Genomic DNA, 15984 nt, shown 5'->3' on the forward strand with positions numbered 1-15984 from the left:
GGCGTCATGGCCAGTGAAAAGGCCTTTGCGCCACCTGGGATAAGGGCTTGCGGCACCCCACTAAACTCGGGGCCATGCAAACCCCCAGCACCGCGCGCGCCGCAAAACCTTCAAAAAGCGCCGGAAAACCCGCGCCCGCCGCCCAAGCCATTGAGGAACTGCGCCCGGGACAGTCGATCGAACTGCTGAAAGAGCTCCACATCCTCACACGTGAGGGCAAGCTCAACCAGGACWCCCGGCGCAAGCTCAAGCAGGTCTACCACCTCTACCAGTTCATTGAGCCTTTACTCAATGACGTCAATGAAACCGCGGCTCAAAAAGCCGGCTTCACGCTGGCCGACCACGGCGCCGGCAAGTCCTACTTGGGTTTTATCCTTTACGACCTGTTCTTCAACGTGGCGCACGGGGCCGAGCCCATGGCCGGCCATGTCTATGGGATTGAGACCCGCGCCGAACTGGTCGAAAAATCACGCAGGCTGGCCGCGCGCCTGGGCTTTGCGCGCATGTCTTTCCTGAATCTGACGGTGCAGGAGGCCACGACGTCGGCCGAGTTGCCGCCCACGGTCGACATCGTCACCGCGCTGCACGCCTGCGACACCGCCACCGACGACGCGATTGCCTTCGGCCTGGCCAAAGGCGCGCGCCACATGGTGCTGGTGCCCTGCTGCCAGGCCGAGGTGGCCGGCGTGCTGAAAAAAAGCCGCGCGCTCTCGCTGGCCAAAACCCCGTTGGCCGAACTCTGGCGGCATCCGCTGCACACGCGCGAATTCGGCAGCCAGATCACCAACGTGCTGCGCTGCCTGCAGCTCGAAGCCAACGGCTACCAGGTCACCGTGACCGAGCTTGTGGGTTGGGAGCATTCGATGAAGAACGAGCTGATCCTGGCCAGCCGTCCCGCCCAGCCCCAGGCCGGCAAAACCCGCGCGGCGCAAGCGCGCTTGCGCGAGGTGCTGGATGAGCTGGGCCTGGGCGAGCTGACGACGCGCTTCGCGGTCCAGCCCGAAACCGCTTAGGCCAGGTCGCGGCGTTCCGCCGCCAGCAGCCGGATATTCGCGATCAGCGCCTGCTGCGCCGGCGTGGGCGCCATGTCGGCGCGCAAGGTCAGGCCCACCAATTCCTCAGTCCCCGCCATGCTGACAGGCAGCTGCAGCAGCGCGCCGCAGTCCAGGTCCGGCCGCACCGCGCCCAGCGGCGAAACCCAGACCGCGTCGCTTTGCAAGGTGTAGCCGCGCGCGATCGACACCGACAGCGTTTCGATGGTGCGCACCGGCAAGGGCAGGCCGCGCGTGAGGAAAAAACCGTCCGCCGTGTGGCGAATCGCCGTGCCCTGCGTGGGCAAGATCATTGTGAAGGCCTGCAGCCCGGCCAGCAGGTCGGCTTTGGGGCCGACTTGCGCCAGCAGCGGATGGCCAGGCCGTACCGCCAGCACCAGCGGGTCGGCGTACAGGTGCTCAAAACTCAGGCCCAGCATGTGGGCCGGCTCGGCAAAACGGCCTATGACCAGGTCCAGCTCGCGTTGCCGCAGGCGGGCCAGCAATTCAGGGTTGGCGCCGGTGTGTATGCGCAGGCTGGTGTGCGCGTCAGCCTTGGCCTGCGCGTCCTGCCGTAGCAGCAGTTGCGGCAGCAGCCAGGGCGCGACTGTGGGCAGCACGCCGATGGCGACCACGGCATTCCCCTGGCGCCGCGTCTGCGCCACGCTGGCCACGGCTTCGCGCAGCGCACTCACACTGGCGCCGGCATGGCGCAAAAAAGCCTCGCCCTCGCGCGTAGTCACCGCGCCCCGGCGCCCGCGCTCGAACAGGCGCACGGCCAGCAGGTCTTCGAGTTCTTTGAGGGTCTTGGAGACGGCCGGCTGGGTAACCGCCAGCACGTCGGCCGCCTTTTGCAGGCTGCCGTGCTGCGCCACCGCCAGGAAGCACTGCAAATGCCGGTATTTGATGCGTTCATCGACCATCCAGCGATTTAACCACTACCAGCTACTGTCGGCTAATTTGGTTATGGATAAGTCGAAAAAATGTCAATATACATAACCATTCGGCGCGATTAAAGTGATCCCAGCGCCGGAAATCGCCGCCTAAGGCATCCAGGCAGCCCATCTGACCCACGGAGACACCCCACCATGAAACCCGACCTGAACACCAGCTTTCTGGCCCCACGCGACTGGACCGCCCATTCGCCGCATATCTACCCCGGCTACAAATCCACGCTGCTGCGCGGCCCCAAGCAGCCGCTGGTCCCGATCAAGCAGGCGCTGGCGCAGCTCAATGTGCCGGTCTACGGCGTCGAACAGCTCGGCCCGCTCGACAGCGACCTGACGAAGAACGCCGTCATGAACGGCGACCCGCTGGGCGAACGCATCATCGTCACCGGCCGTGTGATGGACGAAGACGGCCGGCCCGTGCGCAACACCCTGGTTGAAGTCTGGCAGGCCAACGCGGCCGGCCGTTACGTGCACAAGGTCGACCAGCACGACGCGCCGCTGGACCCCAACTTCCTGGGCGCCGGCCGTTGCATGACCGACAACGAAGGCCGCTACAGCTTCAAGACCATCAAGCCCGGCGCCTACCCTTGGGGCAACCACCCCAACGCCTGGCGTCCGCAGCACATTCACTTTTCGCTGTTCGGCGACTACTTCGCGAGCCGCCTGGTCACGCAGATGTATTTCCCCGGCGACCCGCTGCTCAGCTACGATCCCATGTACATGGGCGCGCCCGACAGCGTGCGCGAGTTGATGGTCTCCAAGTTCAGCCTCGACGTGACCCAGCCCGATTACGCGCTTGGGTACGTGTTCGACATCGTGCTGCGCGGCCCCAAGGCCACGCGTTTTGAATAAGCGGCAGGAAGACACCACCATGAGCCAGCTCAAACAAACCCCTTCGCAAACCGTCGGCCCTTTCTTCGCCTACGGCCTCACGCCCACGCAATACGGCTACGACCTCAAAAGCCTGTTCACGCCCGTGCTGGCCCAGCCGCAAGCGCAGGGCGAACACATACGCATCACCGGCCAGGTCTTTGACGGCGCCGGCAACGCCGTGATGGACGCCATGGTCGAGATCGCCCAGCCCGACGGCAGCGGCCAGCCCATCACGTCGGTGGCCGACGCCGAAGCCCGCGGTTTCACCGGCTTCGGCCGCTGTGGCACCGGCACCTTGCCGCAAAGCCACTACGAATTCTTCACCGTCAAGCCTGGCGTTGAGGCACCAGGCCAGGCGCCCTTCATCAATGTCTGCGTGACCATGCGCGGCCTGCTGGTGCACACCTTTACGCGCATCTACTTTGAGGATGAGGCGGAAGCGAATGGCAAAGATGCGGTGCTCGCGAGTGTGCCGGCGGCACGGCGTGGCACCTTGATTGCAAAGCGCGAAGTGACGGCGGCGGGGCCGCAGTACCGCTTTGACATCCATATGCAGGGTGACAAGGAAACGGTGTTTTTCGACCTCTGAGCGCATGGGGGCTTGTGAGGCCCCTGTGTGACAGGCCGGGGGCGAAAGGGCTATAAAAACGGTTTCCCCATGGGAGACCTGCATGACGATTGAACTCGACCACGCCATCGTTTCGGCCCGCGACAAGGTGGCCTCGGCCCGGCAGCTGGCGGAGCTGCTGGGCGTGCCCTGGGCGCCCACAGCCCTGGGGCCCTTCTCCGCCGTCTACGTCAACGAGGGCCTGACGCTGGACTTCATCGACACGAACGAGGACTTTCCCGTCCAGCATTTCTGCTTTCGTGTCAGCCCGCAAGAGTTCGACGCCATCCTGGGCCGAATCCAGGCGGCCGGCATTCCTTACCGCAGCACGGTGCGCGGCCCCATGGACCAACAGGTCGACACGCAGTTCGGCGGCAAGGGTGTTTACTGGAACGAGCCCGAAGGGCATCAGTGGGAGATGCTCACCGTCAGCTATGCGCGAGAGGCGAAGTAGCTTTCAACCTGGCGGTTTAAACCGGGACGTAGTACCACCAAGAGCCACTCTACGCATCGTCCCCATAGTCATGGTCCGGATGGTTCACCGTGCCTAACTTCCAATAACCACGGCCCACGATGCGGCTGCGCTCTACACCCAACTCTTCAATCAATAGCCGGCGGATACTGCGCATCGCGGCGGCTTCGCAGGCCAGGTAGATGCGTGCATCGGCAGGCGGCGCGCCGGCCTTGCGCAGGGCAGCTTCCAGCGCCTGGCCCGCCTGCGTGTTGTCGGCACCGCGCGCCATCCAGTGAGCATCCACTTTGGCGGCGCTTTGCAGCGGGCGCTCTTCGGCGGCATCAACCACCTCGACCAGCACCTGAGCCTGCGCGCTCGCGGGCAAGGCGGCCAGGATGGTTTCAAACGCGGGCAGAGCGCTGTCGTCGCCTATCAGCATGTGCACGGGCGCATCCAGCGCGAGTTTGTAGCCGGGGCCTGGCCCCATCAAAAACAGCACCTGGCCGACCTGCGCCTGCGCGGCCCAGGTGGAGGCGGGGCCGTCGCCGTGCAGCACAAAGTCCACGTCGACCTCATGCACATCGGCGCGCACGGCCAGCGGCGTGTAAGTGCGCATGGACTTCGGCCTCGGTCCGTCGGGCAGCGGGCGATCCGGTTCTGTCTGGCCGGGCTCGGGAAAAATCAGCTTCATATAAGAGGCTGGGTCGTTGACTTCAAAGCCTTCGAGTTCCGCGCCTTGCAAGGTGATGCGACGCATCAGCGGACTCAGGGTTTGCACACGGGTGACCTGCACGCGGCGCGGCGGACGGCGTTTGCGCGGCGGGGCTTCGAGGGAGGGGACGGCGGAAGCGGGTGTGGTGGACATGCTGTCTTTCAGAAGGGCGGCGCTTCACGCGCGGCCTGGGGGTGAAGCGTTCTAGTTGAGAATTATTATCATCTTGTTGCAATGACCGTTGCTGTGCAAGGGCAAAGAGGCAGGCGTCCTACGCGGGCGCGCGGGGCCGGTGCAGTAAAGTAAGACCAGGCGGCGCCCTTCCGGCCTTGCGGCCGCCGTTCCTCTTTCTCCCACTCTTACAACAGCGCTTATGACCATCTTCGGAACCCCTTTGTCTCCCCATGCCACCAAAGTCATGCTGCTCGGCTCCGGCGAGCTGGGCAAGGAGGTGCTGATCGCGCTGCAGCGCCTGGGTGTGGAAACGATTGCCACCGATCGCTACGAGAACGCGCCGGGCCAGCAGGTGGCCCACCATGCGCGCACCATCACCATGAGCGACCCGGCCCAGCTCAAGGCGCTGATTGAAAAAGAAAAGCCCGACCTGGTCGTGCCCGAGATCGAGGCCATCGCCACGGCCATGCTTGAAGAACTCGAGGCCGCCGGCACGGTGCGCGTGATCCCCACGGCCCGCGCCGCGCGCCTGACCATGGACCGCGAGGGCATACGCCGCCTCGCCGCCGAAACCCTGGGCCTGCCGACCAGCCCCTATGTGTTCTGCGATTCGCTGGAAGAGCTGCAGGCCGCGATTGATTCGACCACCGGCTACCCCTGCATCGTCAAGCCGGTGATGAGTTCCTCGGGCAAGGGCCAGAGCAAGATCGCCGGGCCGGACGACGTCAAAAAAGCCTGGGACTACGCCATGGCCGGCGGCCGCGTGAGCCACGGCCGCGTCATCGTCGAGGGTTTTATCGACTTCGACTACGAAATCACCCAGCTCACCGTGCGCGCGATGGGCGCCGACGGGAAAATCGAAACCCATTTCTGCGAGCCGATCGGCCATGTCCAGGTCAGCGGCGACTATGTCGAAAGCTGGCAACCGCACCCCATGCGTCCGGCCGCGCTGCAAAAAAGCCGCGACATCTGCAAGGCCGTGACCGACAACCTGGGCGGCCAGGGCCTGTTCGGCGTCGAATTGTTCGTCAAGGGCGAGGACGTCTGGTTCAGCGAAGTCAGCCCGCGCCCGCACGACACCGGCATGGTCACCATGTGCACGCAGTGGCAGAACGAGTTCGAGCTGCACGCCCGCGCCATCCTGGGCCTGCCGGTCAACACCGCGCTCAAGAGCCCGGGCGCCAGCGCCGTGATCTACGGCGGCGTCGATGCCGAGGGCGTTGTGTTCGACGGCGTCGCCGAGGCGCTGCGTGTGCCCAACTCCGACATTCGCCTCTTCGGCAAGCCCGAGAGTTTTGTGAAACGCCGCATGGGCGTGGCGCTGGCCTTCGACGCCGACGTCGAAACCGCGCGCATCAACGCCAAAACCGCCGCCGCCCTGGTGCGGCCGCGCAAGGCCGGCTGAGAAGCTGTCCTCGGGGAGCCTGAAGCCATGCCCGGAGCCCTTCACTGATGAATGTTGGCGATCTTCATCTCCTGGAGGACACCGCCTGGCGCGTGCTGTTCTCCGCGGTGGTGGCCGTGGTGCTGGCCCTGGTGGTGCACCGCGTCGGCGCGGCGGTGATCTGGCGCATCACGCGCAATCTGCCAATTTCCAGCGCAGTGGCGCGCCGCAGCTGGCGGCCCACGCGATTTGTGCTGCCGCTGATCGCGCTGCAGGGTGTCTGGCAGGCCGCGCCCGACGCGCTGCCGCTGATTTCACAAGTGCGCCACGGCAACATCCTGCTGTTGCTGGCCACCGTCACCTGGCTGGCGCTGCGCGCCGTCGACGGCGTGGCGCAAGGCGTCATAGGCCAGCATTCGGTCGAGGTCGAAGACAACCTCAACGCGCGCCGCATCCACACCCAGACGCGGCTGCTCGCGCGCATCGTCGGCTTCATGGTGCTGGTCGCCGGCCTGTCGATGATGCTGATGACCTTCCCGGGCGCGCGCCAGCTCGGCGCCAGCCTGCTCGCCTCGGCCGGCGTGATCGGCATCGTGGCCGGCATCGCGGCCCGCCCGGTGTTCAGCAACCTGATCGCCGGCCTGCAGTTGGCGCTGGCCCAGCCGCTGCGCATCGACGACGTGCTCATCGTGCAGGGCGAGTGGGGCCGCGTCGAGGAAATCACCGGCACCTACGTGGTGCTCAAGATCTGGGACGAGCGGCGCATGATCATCCCGCTGCAGTGGTTTATCGAAAACCCCTTCCAGAACTGGACGCGCAACAGCGCGCAAATCATCGGCACGGTGTTCGTCTGGGTGGACTACCGCATGCCGCTGGAGCCGCTGCGCCAGGCCGCGCGCCGCGCCTGCGAAGCGGCGCCCGAATGGGACAAGCGCCTGTGCCTCCTGCAGGTGGTGGAGGCCGGCGAGCGCAGCATGCAGCTGCGCCTGCTGGTCACTTCGGGAAACTCCGGCCTTAACTGGGACCTGCGCTGCAAGGTGCGCGAGGCGCTGGTGGACTTCATGCAGCGCGAGTACCCGCAGTTCCTGCCGACGATGCGGGCCGAGATCGCAAAGGGGGATGAGAGCTCCCAGGCTGATAAAGCCACGGGACCGCCATCGCAAGCCTGAGGCTTGCGGGCTTCAGGCGGCAGCGTCCAGGCAGCCGGCAAACACCGCGCTGCTGACCAGCTCAAACTCTTTCGCTTCCGGCAACTGGTAATGCCACCACTCCATGGGGTGGTGCACAAAGCCGGCCTCCAGCATGATGGTCAGCAGCTTCATGCGGTTGAGCTGTACCGCGGCCGGCAGGTCGGCGTAAAAGTGGTGCGAGGCCGGCGTCATGGTGTCGACCGGCGTGCCCATGTCCAGCTCATTGCCGCCGGCGTCCAGCAAGGTCAGGTCCACCGCCACGCCGCGCGTGTGGTTGGAGCCCTTGGCCGGGTCGGCCACATAACCGGGCACGGGCAGCACCGCCCAGAGCGCTTCCTGCGCCTCGTGCGGGCGGAAGGCGTCAAAAATCTTGAGCTTGTAGCCGAAGCCGCGCGCCGCCGCCACCGCGCGGCGCAGGCAGGCTTCGGCCTCGGGGTGCAGAAAGCAGAAGGTGTGGCCGTAGATCACCTGGCCGGTGAAGTTGTCGGGCCGCGCATACATCATGTCGATGACGACGTCGTGCGTGGCTTCCCTGATCTGGACGAGGGGCGCTTGGCTCATGGCGATGCGGCCGGGCTTACTGGAAAGCCACTTCCGAGAAGCTGCGCAGCTTGCGGCTGTGCAGCTGCGTGATGCCCTCGGCGCGCAGCAGCTCGATGGCGCGTATGCCTATGCGCAGGTGCTGGTCCACGCGTTCGCGGTAGAAGTGGTTGGCCATGCCCGGCAGCTTGATCTCGCCGTGCAGCGGCTTGTCGCTCACGCACAGCAGGGTGCCGTAGGGAACGCGAAAGCGGAAACCGTTGGCGGCGATCGTCGCGCTTTCCATGTCCAGCGCCACCGCGCGGCTCTGGCTGAAGCGGCGCTGCGGCTGRTTGYCSGGCAGCAGYTCCCAGTTGCGGTTGTCGGTGSWGGCCACGGTGCCGGTGCGCATGATGCGCTTGAGGTCGGGCCCGACCGCATGGGTCACGTCGGCCACGGCTTTTTCGAGCGCGACCTGTATTTCCGCCAGCGCCGGGATCGGCACCCACAGCGGCAGCTCTTCGTCCAGCACATGGTCTTCGCGCACATAGCCGTGGGCCAGCACGTAGTCGCCCAGCTGCTGGCTGTTGCGCAGGCCCGCGCAGTGGCCCAGCATGATCCAGGCGTGCGGGCGCAGCACGGCGATGTGGTCGGTGATGTTCTTGGCGTTGGCCGGGCCCACGCCGATGTTGACCATGGTGATGCCGCTGTGGTCGGCGCGCAGCAGGTGGTAGCCCGGCATCTGCGGCAGGCGCGGCGGCGGCACGCCGAGGTCGTCGCCCTCGGCGGCGGGCAGGCCGGTGCGGCGGGTCACCACATTGCCGGGCTCGACGAAGGCGATGTACTCGCTGTCCGGGTCGGCCATGGCTTCATGGCCCAGGCGCACGAACTCGTCGATATAGAACTGGTAGTTGGTAAACAGCACGAAGTTCTGGAACCACTGCGGCGAGGTGCCTGTGTAGTGGCGCAGGCGCTGCAGCGAGTAGTCGACACGCGCCGCGGTGAACAGCGACAGCGGCTGCGGTTCGCCGGGCAGGGGTTCGTAAGTGCCGTTGGCGATGCCGTCGTCCATGGCGGCCAGGTCGGGCAGGTCGAACACGTCGCGCATCAGCATGCGGCGCGCCGCAGTCATATTGCCTTCGATGTGGTCGTTCTCCGCGAATGAAAAGTGGATCGGTATCGGCTGCGTGCTGGTGCCGACTTCGAGTTCCACGTCGTGGTTCTGCATCAGCAGGCGGAACTGCTCGAGGTAGTAGTTGCCGTAGAGGTCGGGGCGGGTCAGCGTGGTCTCGAAGCGGCCGGGCCCGGCGACAAAACCGAAGCTCAGCTGCGAGATGTCGGGCGTCTCCAGGATGGCGCGCGCCACCGTGTCGGTGTGGATGCGCACAAAGGGGTAGCAGGCGCGCACGTGGCCGGGCAGGGTTTCGCCGGCCACATAACGCTGCATGGCGCTCCGCAGGTGGGCGATCTGCTGGTCGTAAATCGCGCGGACCTGGGCCAGCGCGGCGGCCGGGTCGCTATAACGGGTGGGGGCGATAAAAGGGGGAAGGTAGGGCATGAAGAGGGGGCCTGTCTTTCTACGTATGGCCCCATTGTGCGGCAACTCCCCGGCACCTGCTCTTCATCTCCAGACCCTAGAATGCGTCGATGAACCATTCCAAGCCTTCGAGGCAACTGCGGGCCATACTGGGCGCCTTTCTGGGGGCTCTGTGCCTTCAGGCAGCCCACGCCCAGACTCCCGCGCCGGCACGTGGCGCACCGGGCGCCGCCCCTGCCGCGGCGCCGGCCCAGATCTCCCGCGATGCCCAGCGCGCCTATGAAACCACGCGCGACAAACTGGTGCAGATCCGCACCCTGCTGCGCAACTCCAACACCCAGGCCAGCGTGGGCTCGGGCTTTTTTGTCTCGGCCAACGGGCTCATCATCACCAACTTCCACGTCGCCAGCCAGCTCGCGCTGRAGCCCGAGCGCTACCGCGGCGTCTACGTGCCGGTGGACGGCAAGGAAGCCGAGGTCGAACTGCTGGCCTTCGATGTGCGCAACGACCTGGCCCTGCTGCGCGTGAAGGCGCCCGCCACGGGCATGCCGCAGCTGGCCTTTCGCGGCGCCGACAGGCCGCTGGCCCGCGGTGAGCGCATCTACTCGTTGGGCAACCCGCTGGACATCGGCTTTGCCGTGACCGAGGGCACTTACAACGGCCTGGTGCAGCGGAGTTTTTATCCGCGCATCTTTTTCGGTGGTGCGCTCAATCCCGGCATGAGCGGCGGCCCGGCGCTCGACGATGCGGGCCAGGTGGTCGGCGTCAACGTCTCCAAGCGGCTGGACGGCGAACTGCTGAGCTTTTTGATTCCCGCTGAATTCGCCCAGGCCCTGCTGGCCAAGTCCGCCACGGCCCAGCCCATCACCAAGCCCGCCCATGCCGAAGTCGCGCGCCAGCTCGGCGAACACCAGGCCCTGCTGACGCAGCGCTTCACCGCCACGCCCCTGACCGCGCAAAAGCACGGCGGCTACAGCGTGCCCGTGCCCGATGACGCGCTGGCCCGTTGCTGGGGCCGCGGGCGCGAGCCCGACTTCAAGGCCTTCGACCTGGAGCGCACCGATTGCCAGATCGACAGCCATGTGTTCGCCGGCGACTTCAACACCGGCTACATACGCCTGCGCTACGAGGCCTACAACGCGCCCAAGCTAGGGCCCCTGCGTTTCTCCGCGATGTATTCCCAGAGCTTCGCCAATGAGTATTTCGCCACGCGCGGTTCGCGCAAGGCCACGCCCGCCGAATGTTCGGAGCGCTTCATCGACACCGGCGGCATGCCCATGCGCGCCGTGGTCTGCATGAGCGCCTACCGCAAGCTCCCCGGCCTTTACGACGTGTCGGTGCTGACCATGTCGGTCAACCAGTCCACGCGCGGCGTGCAGGGCCGCATGGACGCGCAGGGGGTGAGTTTCGACAACGGCCTCAAGCTGGTCTCGCACTACCTTGCCGGCTTCAAGTGGGAGGCCGCCAAATGAGCGCCACTCCCATCCTGGGCCTGTTGCAGGCCACCGACCGCAACGGCGCCACGGTTGCCCGGCTCGAGGTACGGCACTGGCCCGTTACCGTGGGCCGCGCGCTCACGGCCGACCTGGTGCTGGACGACAGCCACGTGGCCGGCGAACACCTGCGCATCAGCCGCACGCCCGAGGGCGGCGTCAGCGTGCAGGTGCTGGACAGCGTCAACGGCGTGGCCCTGGGCCGCGCCCGCCACGGCCGCGATGCGCAATTCAACTGGCCCACCGGCGAGACCTTAACCCTGGGACGCCTCAAGCTGGGCCTGCGCCTGGCCGAAGCGCCCGTGCCGGCCGAAGAGCTGTTGCCGCACTTCCCCTGGCGCACCACCGGCTGGACCTTGCTGGCCCTGGCCGGCATGCTGGCCCTGGTGCTGGGCCAATCCTGGCTCACGCTGACCGAGCCCTCGCAACTCGCGCGGCAACTACCCGGCCTGCTGGGCGCGGTGGCCCTGGGCTTCACCGTCTGGGCCGGGCTGTGGGCGCTGGCCACCAAGCTGTTCACCGGCCACTTGCAGTTCTGGCGCCACGTGCGCATCGCCTGCTTCAGTTCGCTCGCGGTGCAGGCGGTGTCCACGCTGGCCGGCCTGCTGGCCTTCATGTTCTCGCTCGAAAGCCTGGCGCGCTATGAGGGGCTGCTGGTGCTGCTGGGCGGCGCGGCCGCCGTCTACCTGCACCTCACGGTCATCGTCCCGCAGCGCCGCCGCGGCCTGGCTGGGCTGGTGGCCGGCATCGCCGTGCTCGGCATGGTCGCGATGCTGGGCACCAACTGGCTGCAGAACAAGCGCCTGTCGAACAAGCTTTACCTGTCCACCATTTACCCGCCCTCATTGCGCATGGCGCCCGCGGTGCCGGTGCCGCAGTTTCTGGAGGAGGCCGGGTCTATCCGCAAGCGGCTGGATGAGCGGCTGAAGGATCGCGAACCGGATTCGGATACCCCGGAAGACCCGGACGCCGATTAGGATTTCACGGGTTCCCGCATGGTGACGAACTCTTCCGCCACCGTGGGGTGAATCCCGATGGTGCTGTCAAAAATCGCCTTGGTCGCGCCGGCCTTCATGGCCACGGCAAAACCCTGGACGATCTCACCGGCATCCGGCCCCACCATGTGCAGGCCCACCACGCGGTCGGTGGCGTCCTCGACCAGCAGCTTCATCAGCGTGCGTTCGGTGCTGCCGCTCAGCGTGTGCTTGAGGGCCTTGAAGTCGGCGCGGAACACCGTGACCTTGCCGAACTTCGCGCGCGCATCGGCTTCTGAATAACCGACCGTGCCGATGTTGGGGTGGGTGAAGACGGCGGTCGGCACAAACTCGTAGCTCATGTTGCGCTGCTTCTTGCCCGCTGCCGGGCCGAAGAGCTGGTCCACCACCACCATGGCTTCGCCCAGCGCGACGGGTGTCAGCTGCATGCGCGCCGTCACGTCGCCCAGCGCATAGATGGACGGCACCGAGCTCTGGTAGTGCTCATTAACCTGTATCGCGCCGGCGGCGTTCACCGCCACACCCACCGTTTCCAGCCCGATGCCGTTGGCATTGGGTACGCGGCCCGTGGCATACAGCACCGCATCCACCTCCAGGCCCGCGCCGCCGCCCTTGAACGCGATTTGCAGGCCGGTGTCCGTCTTGGTGATGGAGTCCACTTCGGTGCCCAGCTGCAGCTTGACGCCGGTCTTGCTCATCTCCGCGGCGATAAAGCGGCGCACGTCGTCGTCGAAACCCGTGAGCAGCATGTCGCGGCGATGCACCTGCGTGACCTCGGAGCCCAGGCCGTTGAAGATGGAAGCGAACTCGCAGGCGATGTAGCCGCCGCCAACCACCATCAGGCGCTTCGGGAAGGGGGCTAGGTCGAACATGTGGTCGGAGGTCAGCACATGCTCGCGGCCCGGCAGCGCGGGCACGGTGGCCGTGCCGCCGGTGGAGACCAGGATGTGTTTGGCGGTGAATTTCTGGTCGTCGACTTCGACGGTGTGTTCATCGAGCAGCCGGGCCCAGCCCTTGATGATCTTCACGCCCGAGCTTTCGAGCAGCTGCACGTAGATGCCGTTGAGCCGCTCGATCTCGCGCGCACGGTTGGCCTTCAGGATGTCCCAGTTGAAAACCGGTGCTTCGCCGGTCCAGCCGAAGCCGTGCGACTCCTCAAAGCTGTCGCCGTAGTGGGCGGCGTAGCTGTAGAGTTTTTTCGGGATGCAGCCCACGTTGACGCAGGTGCCGCCCATGGCCGCGAACTCGGCAAGGCCCACGCGCGCGCCGCGCTGGGCTGACATGCGCGCGGCGCGCACACCGCCGCTGCCGCCGCCGATCACAAAGAGGTCAAAGTCAAAAGTCCGCATGCGCTGTGTTCCTTGTTCTGCTGTCTGCTGATCGCTGTTTTTTTCAGGTGCCTGGATGCCGGCCCTCAAGACTGGAATTCCCGGAGCTCTTCTTTCATCCACTCAATGAACACCCGCGTGCGCATGGGCAGCAGCCGGGCGTGCGGGTAAACAATGTTGATCGGCCGGGGCGGCGGCTCGAAATCCTCCAGCACGGTGCGCAATTGCCTGGTCTTTAAAAACGGCGCCACCTGGTAAGACAAAAACGAGCCGAATCCCGCACCCGCCGCGCAGGCCGCCACGGCCGGTGCGATCTGGTTGAACTCCAGATTACCACTGACGGCAAGCCGAAGCGGCCTGCCCTGGTCTATGAACGGGCCCCATGTGGGGGAATGGTCCGTCAGGCGCACGCAGTTGGCCTTGAGCAGGTCTTTGGGGTGTTTGGGCACGCCGTGGCGGCGAACCCAGGCCGGGCTGGCCACCACCAGGCGGCGGATGGTGCCCACCTTCTGCGCCACCAGGCTGGAGTCCTCAGGCTCGCCTATGCGTATGCCCACGTCTATGCCTTCCTCCAGCAGGTTGACCACACGGTCCAGCAGCACCATGGAGCAGCGCATCTTCTCGTGCTGCTGCACAAAGCGCGTGACGGCCGGCGCCACATGCATCTGGCCGAACAGCATGGGCGCGGTGATCGTCAGGTGGCCTGCGGGCTCGGCYGCGTCGGCCGAGAGCGCCGCCTCGGCATCCGCCAGCGCGGCCAGCAGCTGGCGGCAGCTTTCGAGGTGGCGGCGGCCTTCCTCGGTCAGCGAGATGCGGCGCGTCGTGCGGTTGAAGAGGCGCACGCCCAGTTGCGCCTCAAAACCGGCCAGCGTGCGCACCATGGCCGGCAAGGAAGATTCCATGACCTGGGCCGCGGCCGTGAGGCTGCCTTGTTCGGCAATGTGAATAAAGGCCTGCATGGCCCGGAGTTTGTCCATGGCGACATGCTAACCCTGTCGTAGGGATTCATCCAGTTAATGGATTAGTTAAATACCGTTTAGGCCATTTATTCAAGATAACGGTTCAAACAGAATCCACCCTCGAGAGCCAGATTTTTCAACTTACCGAAAGCCCCGCCATGAGCACACCCGCCGCCAAAGCCCAGCCCGCACAGCCGATACGCCTGTACCGCGTCGCCATCTCCGGCCATTCGCACAGGGTGGAACTGTTTCTTTCCTTGCTGGGCCTGCCCTTCGAGCGCATCGAGATCGACCTGGCCACCAAGGGGCACAAGACGCCGGCTTTCCTGGCCATGAACGCCTTCGGCCAGGTACCGGTGATCCAGGACGGCGACGTGACGCTGGCCGACTCCAACGCCATCCTGGTCTACCTCAATGCGCGCTACGCGCCGGATGCCGAGCAGTGGCTGCCGCGCGACCCGTTGGCCGCCGCGGCGGTGCAGCGATGGTTGTCGGTGGCGGCCGGGCAGCTCGCCTACGGGCCGGCCGCAGCACGCGTCATCCAGCTGTTCAAGCGGCCCGAAAGCCCTGAAGCCATTGAGCGCGCGCATGCCCTGTTCGCGGTGATGGAGCAGCAGCTGGGCCAGTCGGCCTTCCTGGCGGGCAGCACCCCCACGCTGGCCGACATCGCCAACTACAGCTATTCGGCGCATGCGCCCGAAGGCAAGGTCTCGTTGGAGGCCTACCCGCGCATACGCGCCTGGCTGGCCCGCATCGAGGCCTTGCCGCGTTTTGTGCCCATGGTCAGGACACCGATAGGGCTGGCCGCATGAACGCCGCCACCTTCCATGAAGGCGAGCGCGCCGTACAGGCGCGCGTTGGCGCGGCCGTGCGCGCGCGCATGGCGGAAATCGGCCCGCGCGTGATCCGCGACTTCATGCCCGACCAGCACCGCGAGTTTTTTGAGCAGCTGCCTTTTGTGGTCGCCGGCACGGTGGACGCGAGCGGCCAGCCCTGGGCCTCGGTGCTGGCCCAGCCGCCGGGTTTTATCCACTCGCCCGATGCGCGCCACCTGCTGCTGCGCACCAAACCGCTCGCAGGTGATCCCCTGCAAGGCACGCTGGTAGATGGCGCCGCGATAGGCTTGCTCGGCATAGAGCCGCATACGCGCAGGCGCAACCGCATGAACGGCATCGTCCGCGGCCTCAATGCCTCGGGCTTCGCGGTGGAGCTGAGCCAGAGCTTCGGCAACTGCCCCAAATACATCCAGGCGCGCGAGCCTGTCTATGTCGACCGCCCCGTGCCCGCAACCGGGCCGGTGGTGCACAAGTCGCCGCAGCTGAGCGACGCGGCGCGGCGCATGATTGAACAGGCTGACACGCTGTTCATCGCCACCGCCTATGCCGGCGACGGTGAGCAAGCCGGCCGGGCCGGCGGCGTGGATGTCTCGCACCGCGGCGGCAAGCCCGGCTTTGTGCGCGTGGAGGCCGATGGCACGCTGACCGTGCCCGACTTCGTCGGCAACTACTTCTTCAACACCCTGGGCAACCTGGTGGTCAACCCGCGTGCCGGCCTGTTGTTCATCGACTTCGACACCGGCGATTTGCTGTACCTGGCCGTCACGGCCGACATCATCTGGGACGGCCCCGAGGTGGATTCCTTCGCCGGTGCGCAGCGCTTGATGCGCTTCAAGCTGCTAGCCATGCGCCTGGTGGAATCCTCTTTGCCGCTGCGCTGGGGCGAGGCGGAGCTGTCCCCGGTGCTGGAAGCTACGGGCGATTGGACCTAGGCTTTACGAG

General features: G+C 66.1%; 16 protein-coding genes. 10 read left to right on the forward strand and 6 right to left on the reverse strand.

Going from position 1 to position 15984, the window contains the following annotated elements; translation table 11 throughout:
• The first annotated feature begins 74 nt into the window (after positions 1-74).
• Positions 75-1013 (forward strand): class I SAM-dependent methyltransferase, encoded by a 939-nt coding sequence (locus tag AC1D1Y_RS01160; protein WP_477680729.1) that lies wholly within the window; start codon positions 75-77, stop codon positions 1011-1013.
• On the opposite strand, the gene pcaQ is transcribed toward AC1D1Y_RS01160, so the two are convergent.
• The gene (gene pcaQ / locus AC1D1Y_RS01165) at positions 1010-1954 is read right to left on the reverse strand and encodes a pca operon transcription factor PcaQ (RefSeq protein ID WP_477680730.1); all 945 of its coding nucleotides are present in this window, start codon (positions 1952-1954) and stop codon (positions 1010-1012) included. The two genes, AC1D1Y_RS01160 and pcaQ, sit on opposite strands and share 4 nt — an antisense overlap.
• A gap of 165 nt (positions 1955-2119) precedes the next feature.
• Between pcaQ and pcaH the strand changes: the two genes are divergently transcribed.
• The 3 genes from pcaH (at position 2120) to AC1D1Y_RS01180 (ending at position 3915) form a co-directional block, all read left to right on the forward strand.
• Positions 2120-2833 carry a protocatechuate 3,4-dioxygenase subunit beta gene (pcaH, locus tag AC1D1Y_RS01170; protein WP_477680731.1) on the forward strand — a complete coding sequence of 238 codons (714 nt, stop codon included), beginning with the start codon at positions 2120-2122 and terminating at the stop codon, positions 2831-2833.
• Between the two features lie 19 nt (positions 2834-2852).
• Positions 2853-3443 carry a protocatechuate 3,4-dioxygenase subunit alpha gene (pcaG, locus tag AC1D1Y_RS01175; RefSeq protein ID WP_477680732.1) on the forward strand — a complete coding sequence of 197 codons (591 nt, stop codon included), beginning with the start codon at positions 2853-2855 and terminating at the stop codon, positions 3441-3443.
• 82 nt (positions 3444-3525) lie between these two features.
• Complete coding sequence (locus AC1D1Y_RS01180; RefSeq protein ID WP_477680733.1) at positions 3526-3915, forward strand: VOC family protein; 390 nt, start codon at positions 3526-3528, stop codon at positions 3913-3915.
• Positions 3916-3964: 49 nt separating this feature from the next.
• Here AC1D1Y_RS01180 and AC1D1Y_RS01185 read toward each other — a convergent pair whose 3' ends face one another.
• Positions 3965-4780, reverse strand: a complete 816-nt coding sequence (locus AC1D1Y_RS01185) for a siderophore-interacting protein (RefSeq protein ID WP_477680734.1) — start codon at positions 4778-4780, stop codon at positions 3965-3967.
• A gap of 220 nt (positions 4781-5000) precedes the next feature.
• Between AC1D1Y_RS01185 and purT the strand changes: the two genes are divergently transcribed.
• Positions 5001-6206, forward strand: a complete 1206-nt coding sequence (gene purT / locus AC1D1Y_RS01190) for a formate-dependent phosphoribosylglycinamide formyltransferase (RefSeq protein ID WP_477680735.1) — start codon at positions 5001-5003, stop codon at positions 6204-6206.
• Between the two features lie 47 nt (positions 6207-6253).
• Positions 6254-7354, forward strand: a complete 1101-nt coding sequence (locus AC1D1Y_RS01195) for a mechanosensitive ion channel family protein (protein ID WP_477680736.1) — start codon at positions 6254-6256, stop codon at positions 7352-7354.
• Between the two features lie 12 nt (positions 7355-7366).
• Here AC1D1Y_RS01195 and ddpX read toward each other — a convergent pair whose 3' ends face one another.
• On the reverse strand, positions 7367-7936 hold the full coding sequence (gene ddpX / locus AC1D1Y_RS01200) for a D-alanyl-D-alanine dipeptidase (protein WP_477680737.1): 570 nt from the start codon (positions 7934-7936) through the stop codon (positions 7367-7369).
• A 16-nt stretch (positions 7937-7952) separates the two neighbouring features.
• Positions 7953-9452, reverse strand: a complete 1500-nt coding sequence (locus tag AC1D1Y_RS01205; protein WP_477680738.1) for an AMP nucleosidase — start codon at positions 9450-9452, stop codon at positions 7953-7955.
• An 89-nt stretch (positions 9453-9541) separates the two neighbouring features.
• Here AC1D1Y_RS01205 and AC1D1Y_RS01210 point away from each other — a divergent pair, with 89 nt between their 5' ends.
• The gene (locus tag AC1D1Y_RS01210; protein WP_477680739.1) at positions 9542-10903 is read left to right on the forward strand and encodes a S1 family peptidase; all 1362 of its coding nucleotides are present in this window, start codon (positions 9542-9544) and stop codon (positions 10901-10903) included.
• Positions 10900-11901, forward strand: a complete 1002-nt coding sequence (locus tag AC1D1Y_RS01215) for an FHA domain-containing protein (RefSeq protein WP_477680740.1) — start codon at positions 10900-10902, stop codon at positions 11899-11901. The genes AC1D1Y_RS01210 and AC1D1Y_RS01215 overlap by 4 nt, the downstream gene beginning before the upstream one ends.
• Here AC1D1Y_RS01215 and gorA read toward each other — a convergent pair.
• Both gorA and AC1D1Y_RS01225 read right to left on the reverse strand, forming a co-directional pair.
• On the reverse strand, positions 11898-13268 hold the full coding sequence (gorA, locus tag AC1D1Y_RS01220) for a glutathione-disulfide reductase (RefSeq protein WP_477680741.1): 1371 nt from the start codon (positions 13266-13268) through the stop codon (positions 11898-11900). The two genes, AC1D1Y_RS01215 and gorA, sit on opposite strands and share 4 nt — an antisense overlap.
• Positions 13269-13333: 65 nt before the next feature.
• The gene (locus AC1D1Y_RS01225) at positions 13334-14224 is read right to left on the reverse strand and encodes a LysR family transcriptional regulator (protein ID WP_477680742.1); all 891 of its coding nucleotides are present in this window, start codon (positions 14222-14224) and stop codon (positions 13334-13336) included.
• A 140-nt stretch (positions 14225-14364) separates the two neighbouring features.
• Here AC1D1Y_RS01225 and AC1D1Y_RS01230 point away from each other — a divergent pair, with 140 nt between their 5' ends.
• Both AC1D1Y_RS01230 and AC1D1Y_RS01235 read left to right on the forward strand, forming a co-directional pair.
• A complete protein-coding gene (locus AC1D1Y_RS01230; RefSeq protein ID WP_477680743.1) occupies positions 14365-15018 on the forward strand; it encodes a glutathione S-transferase family protein in 654 nt (217 codons plus the stop codon).
• Entirely contained in the window at positions 15015-15974 is a 960-nt protein-coding gene (locus AC1D1Y_RS01235; RefSeq protein ID WP_477680744.1) for a pyridoxamine 5'-phosphate oxidase family protein, read from the forward strand. Before AC1D1Y_RS01230 ends, AC1D1Y_RS01235 begins: the two co-directional genes overlap by 4 nt.
• Positions 15975-15984 lie beyond the last annotated feature (10 nt).

The organism is Polaromonas sp. P1_G1, from assembly GCF_056405595.1.

Excerpts from the sequence above, each read along its gene's own strand:
- pcaQ (WP_477680730.1), bottom strand. The coding sequence starts at position 1,954 with ATGGTCGATGAACGCATCAAATACCGGCATTTGCAGTGCTTCCTGGCG.
- pcaH (WP_477680731.1), top strand. The coding sequence starts at position 2,120 with ATGAAACCCGACCTGAACACCAGCTTTCTGGCCCCACGCGACTGGACC.
- pcaG (WP_477680732.1), top strand. The coding sequence starts at position 2,853 with ATGAGCCAGCTCAAACAAACCCCTTCGCAAACCGTCGGCCCTTTCTTC.
- AC1D1Y_RS01180 (WP_477680733.1), top strand. The coding sequence starts at position 3,526 with ATGACGATTGAACTCGACCACGCCATCGTTTCGGCCCGCGACAAGGTG.
- AC1D1Y_RS01185 (WP_477680734.1), bottom strand. The coding sequence starts at position 4,780 with ATGTCCACCACACCCGCTTCCGCCGTCCCCTCCCTCGAAGCCCCGCCG.
- purT (WP_477680735.1), top strand. The coding sequence starts at position 5,001 with ATGACCATCTTCGGAACCCCTTTGTCTCCCCATGCCACCAAAGTCATG.
- AC1D1Y_RS01195 (WP_477680736.1), top strand. The coding sequence starts at position 6,254 with ATGAATGTTGGCGATCTTCATCTCCTGGAGGACACCGCCTGGCGCGTG.
- ddpX (WP_477680737.1), bottom strand. The coding sequence starts at position 7,936 with ATGAGCCAAGCGCCCCTCGTCCAGATCAGGGAAGCCACGCACGACGTC.
- AC1D1Y_RS01215 (WP_477680740.1), top strand. The coding sequence starts at position 10,900 with ATGAGCGCCACTCCCATCCTGGGCCTGTTGCAGGCCACCGACCGCAAC.
- gorA (WP_477680741.1), bottom strand. The coding sequence starts at position 13,268 with ATGCGGACTTTTGACTTTGACCTCTTTGTGATCGGCGGCGGCAGCGGC.
- AC1D1Y_RS01230 (WP_477680743.1), top strand. The coding sequence starts at position 14,365 with ATGAGCACACCCGCCGCCAAAGCCCAGCCCGCACAGCCGATACGCCTG.
- AC1D1Y_RS01235 (WP_477680744.1), top strand. The coding sequence starts at position 15,015 with ATGAACGCCGCCACCTTCCATGAAGGCGAGCGCGCCGTACAGGCGCGC.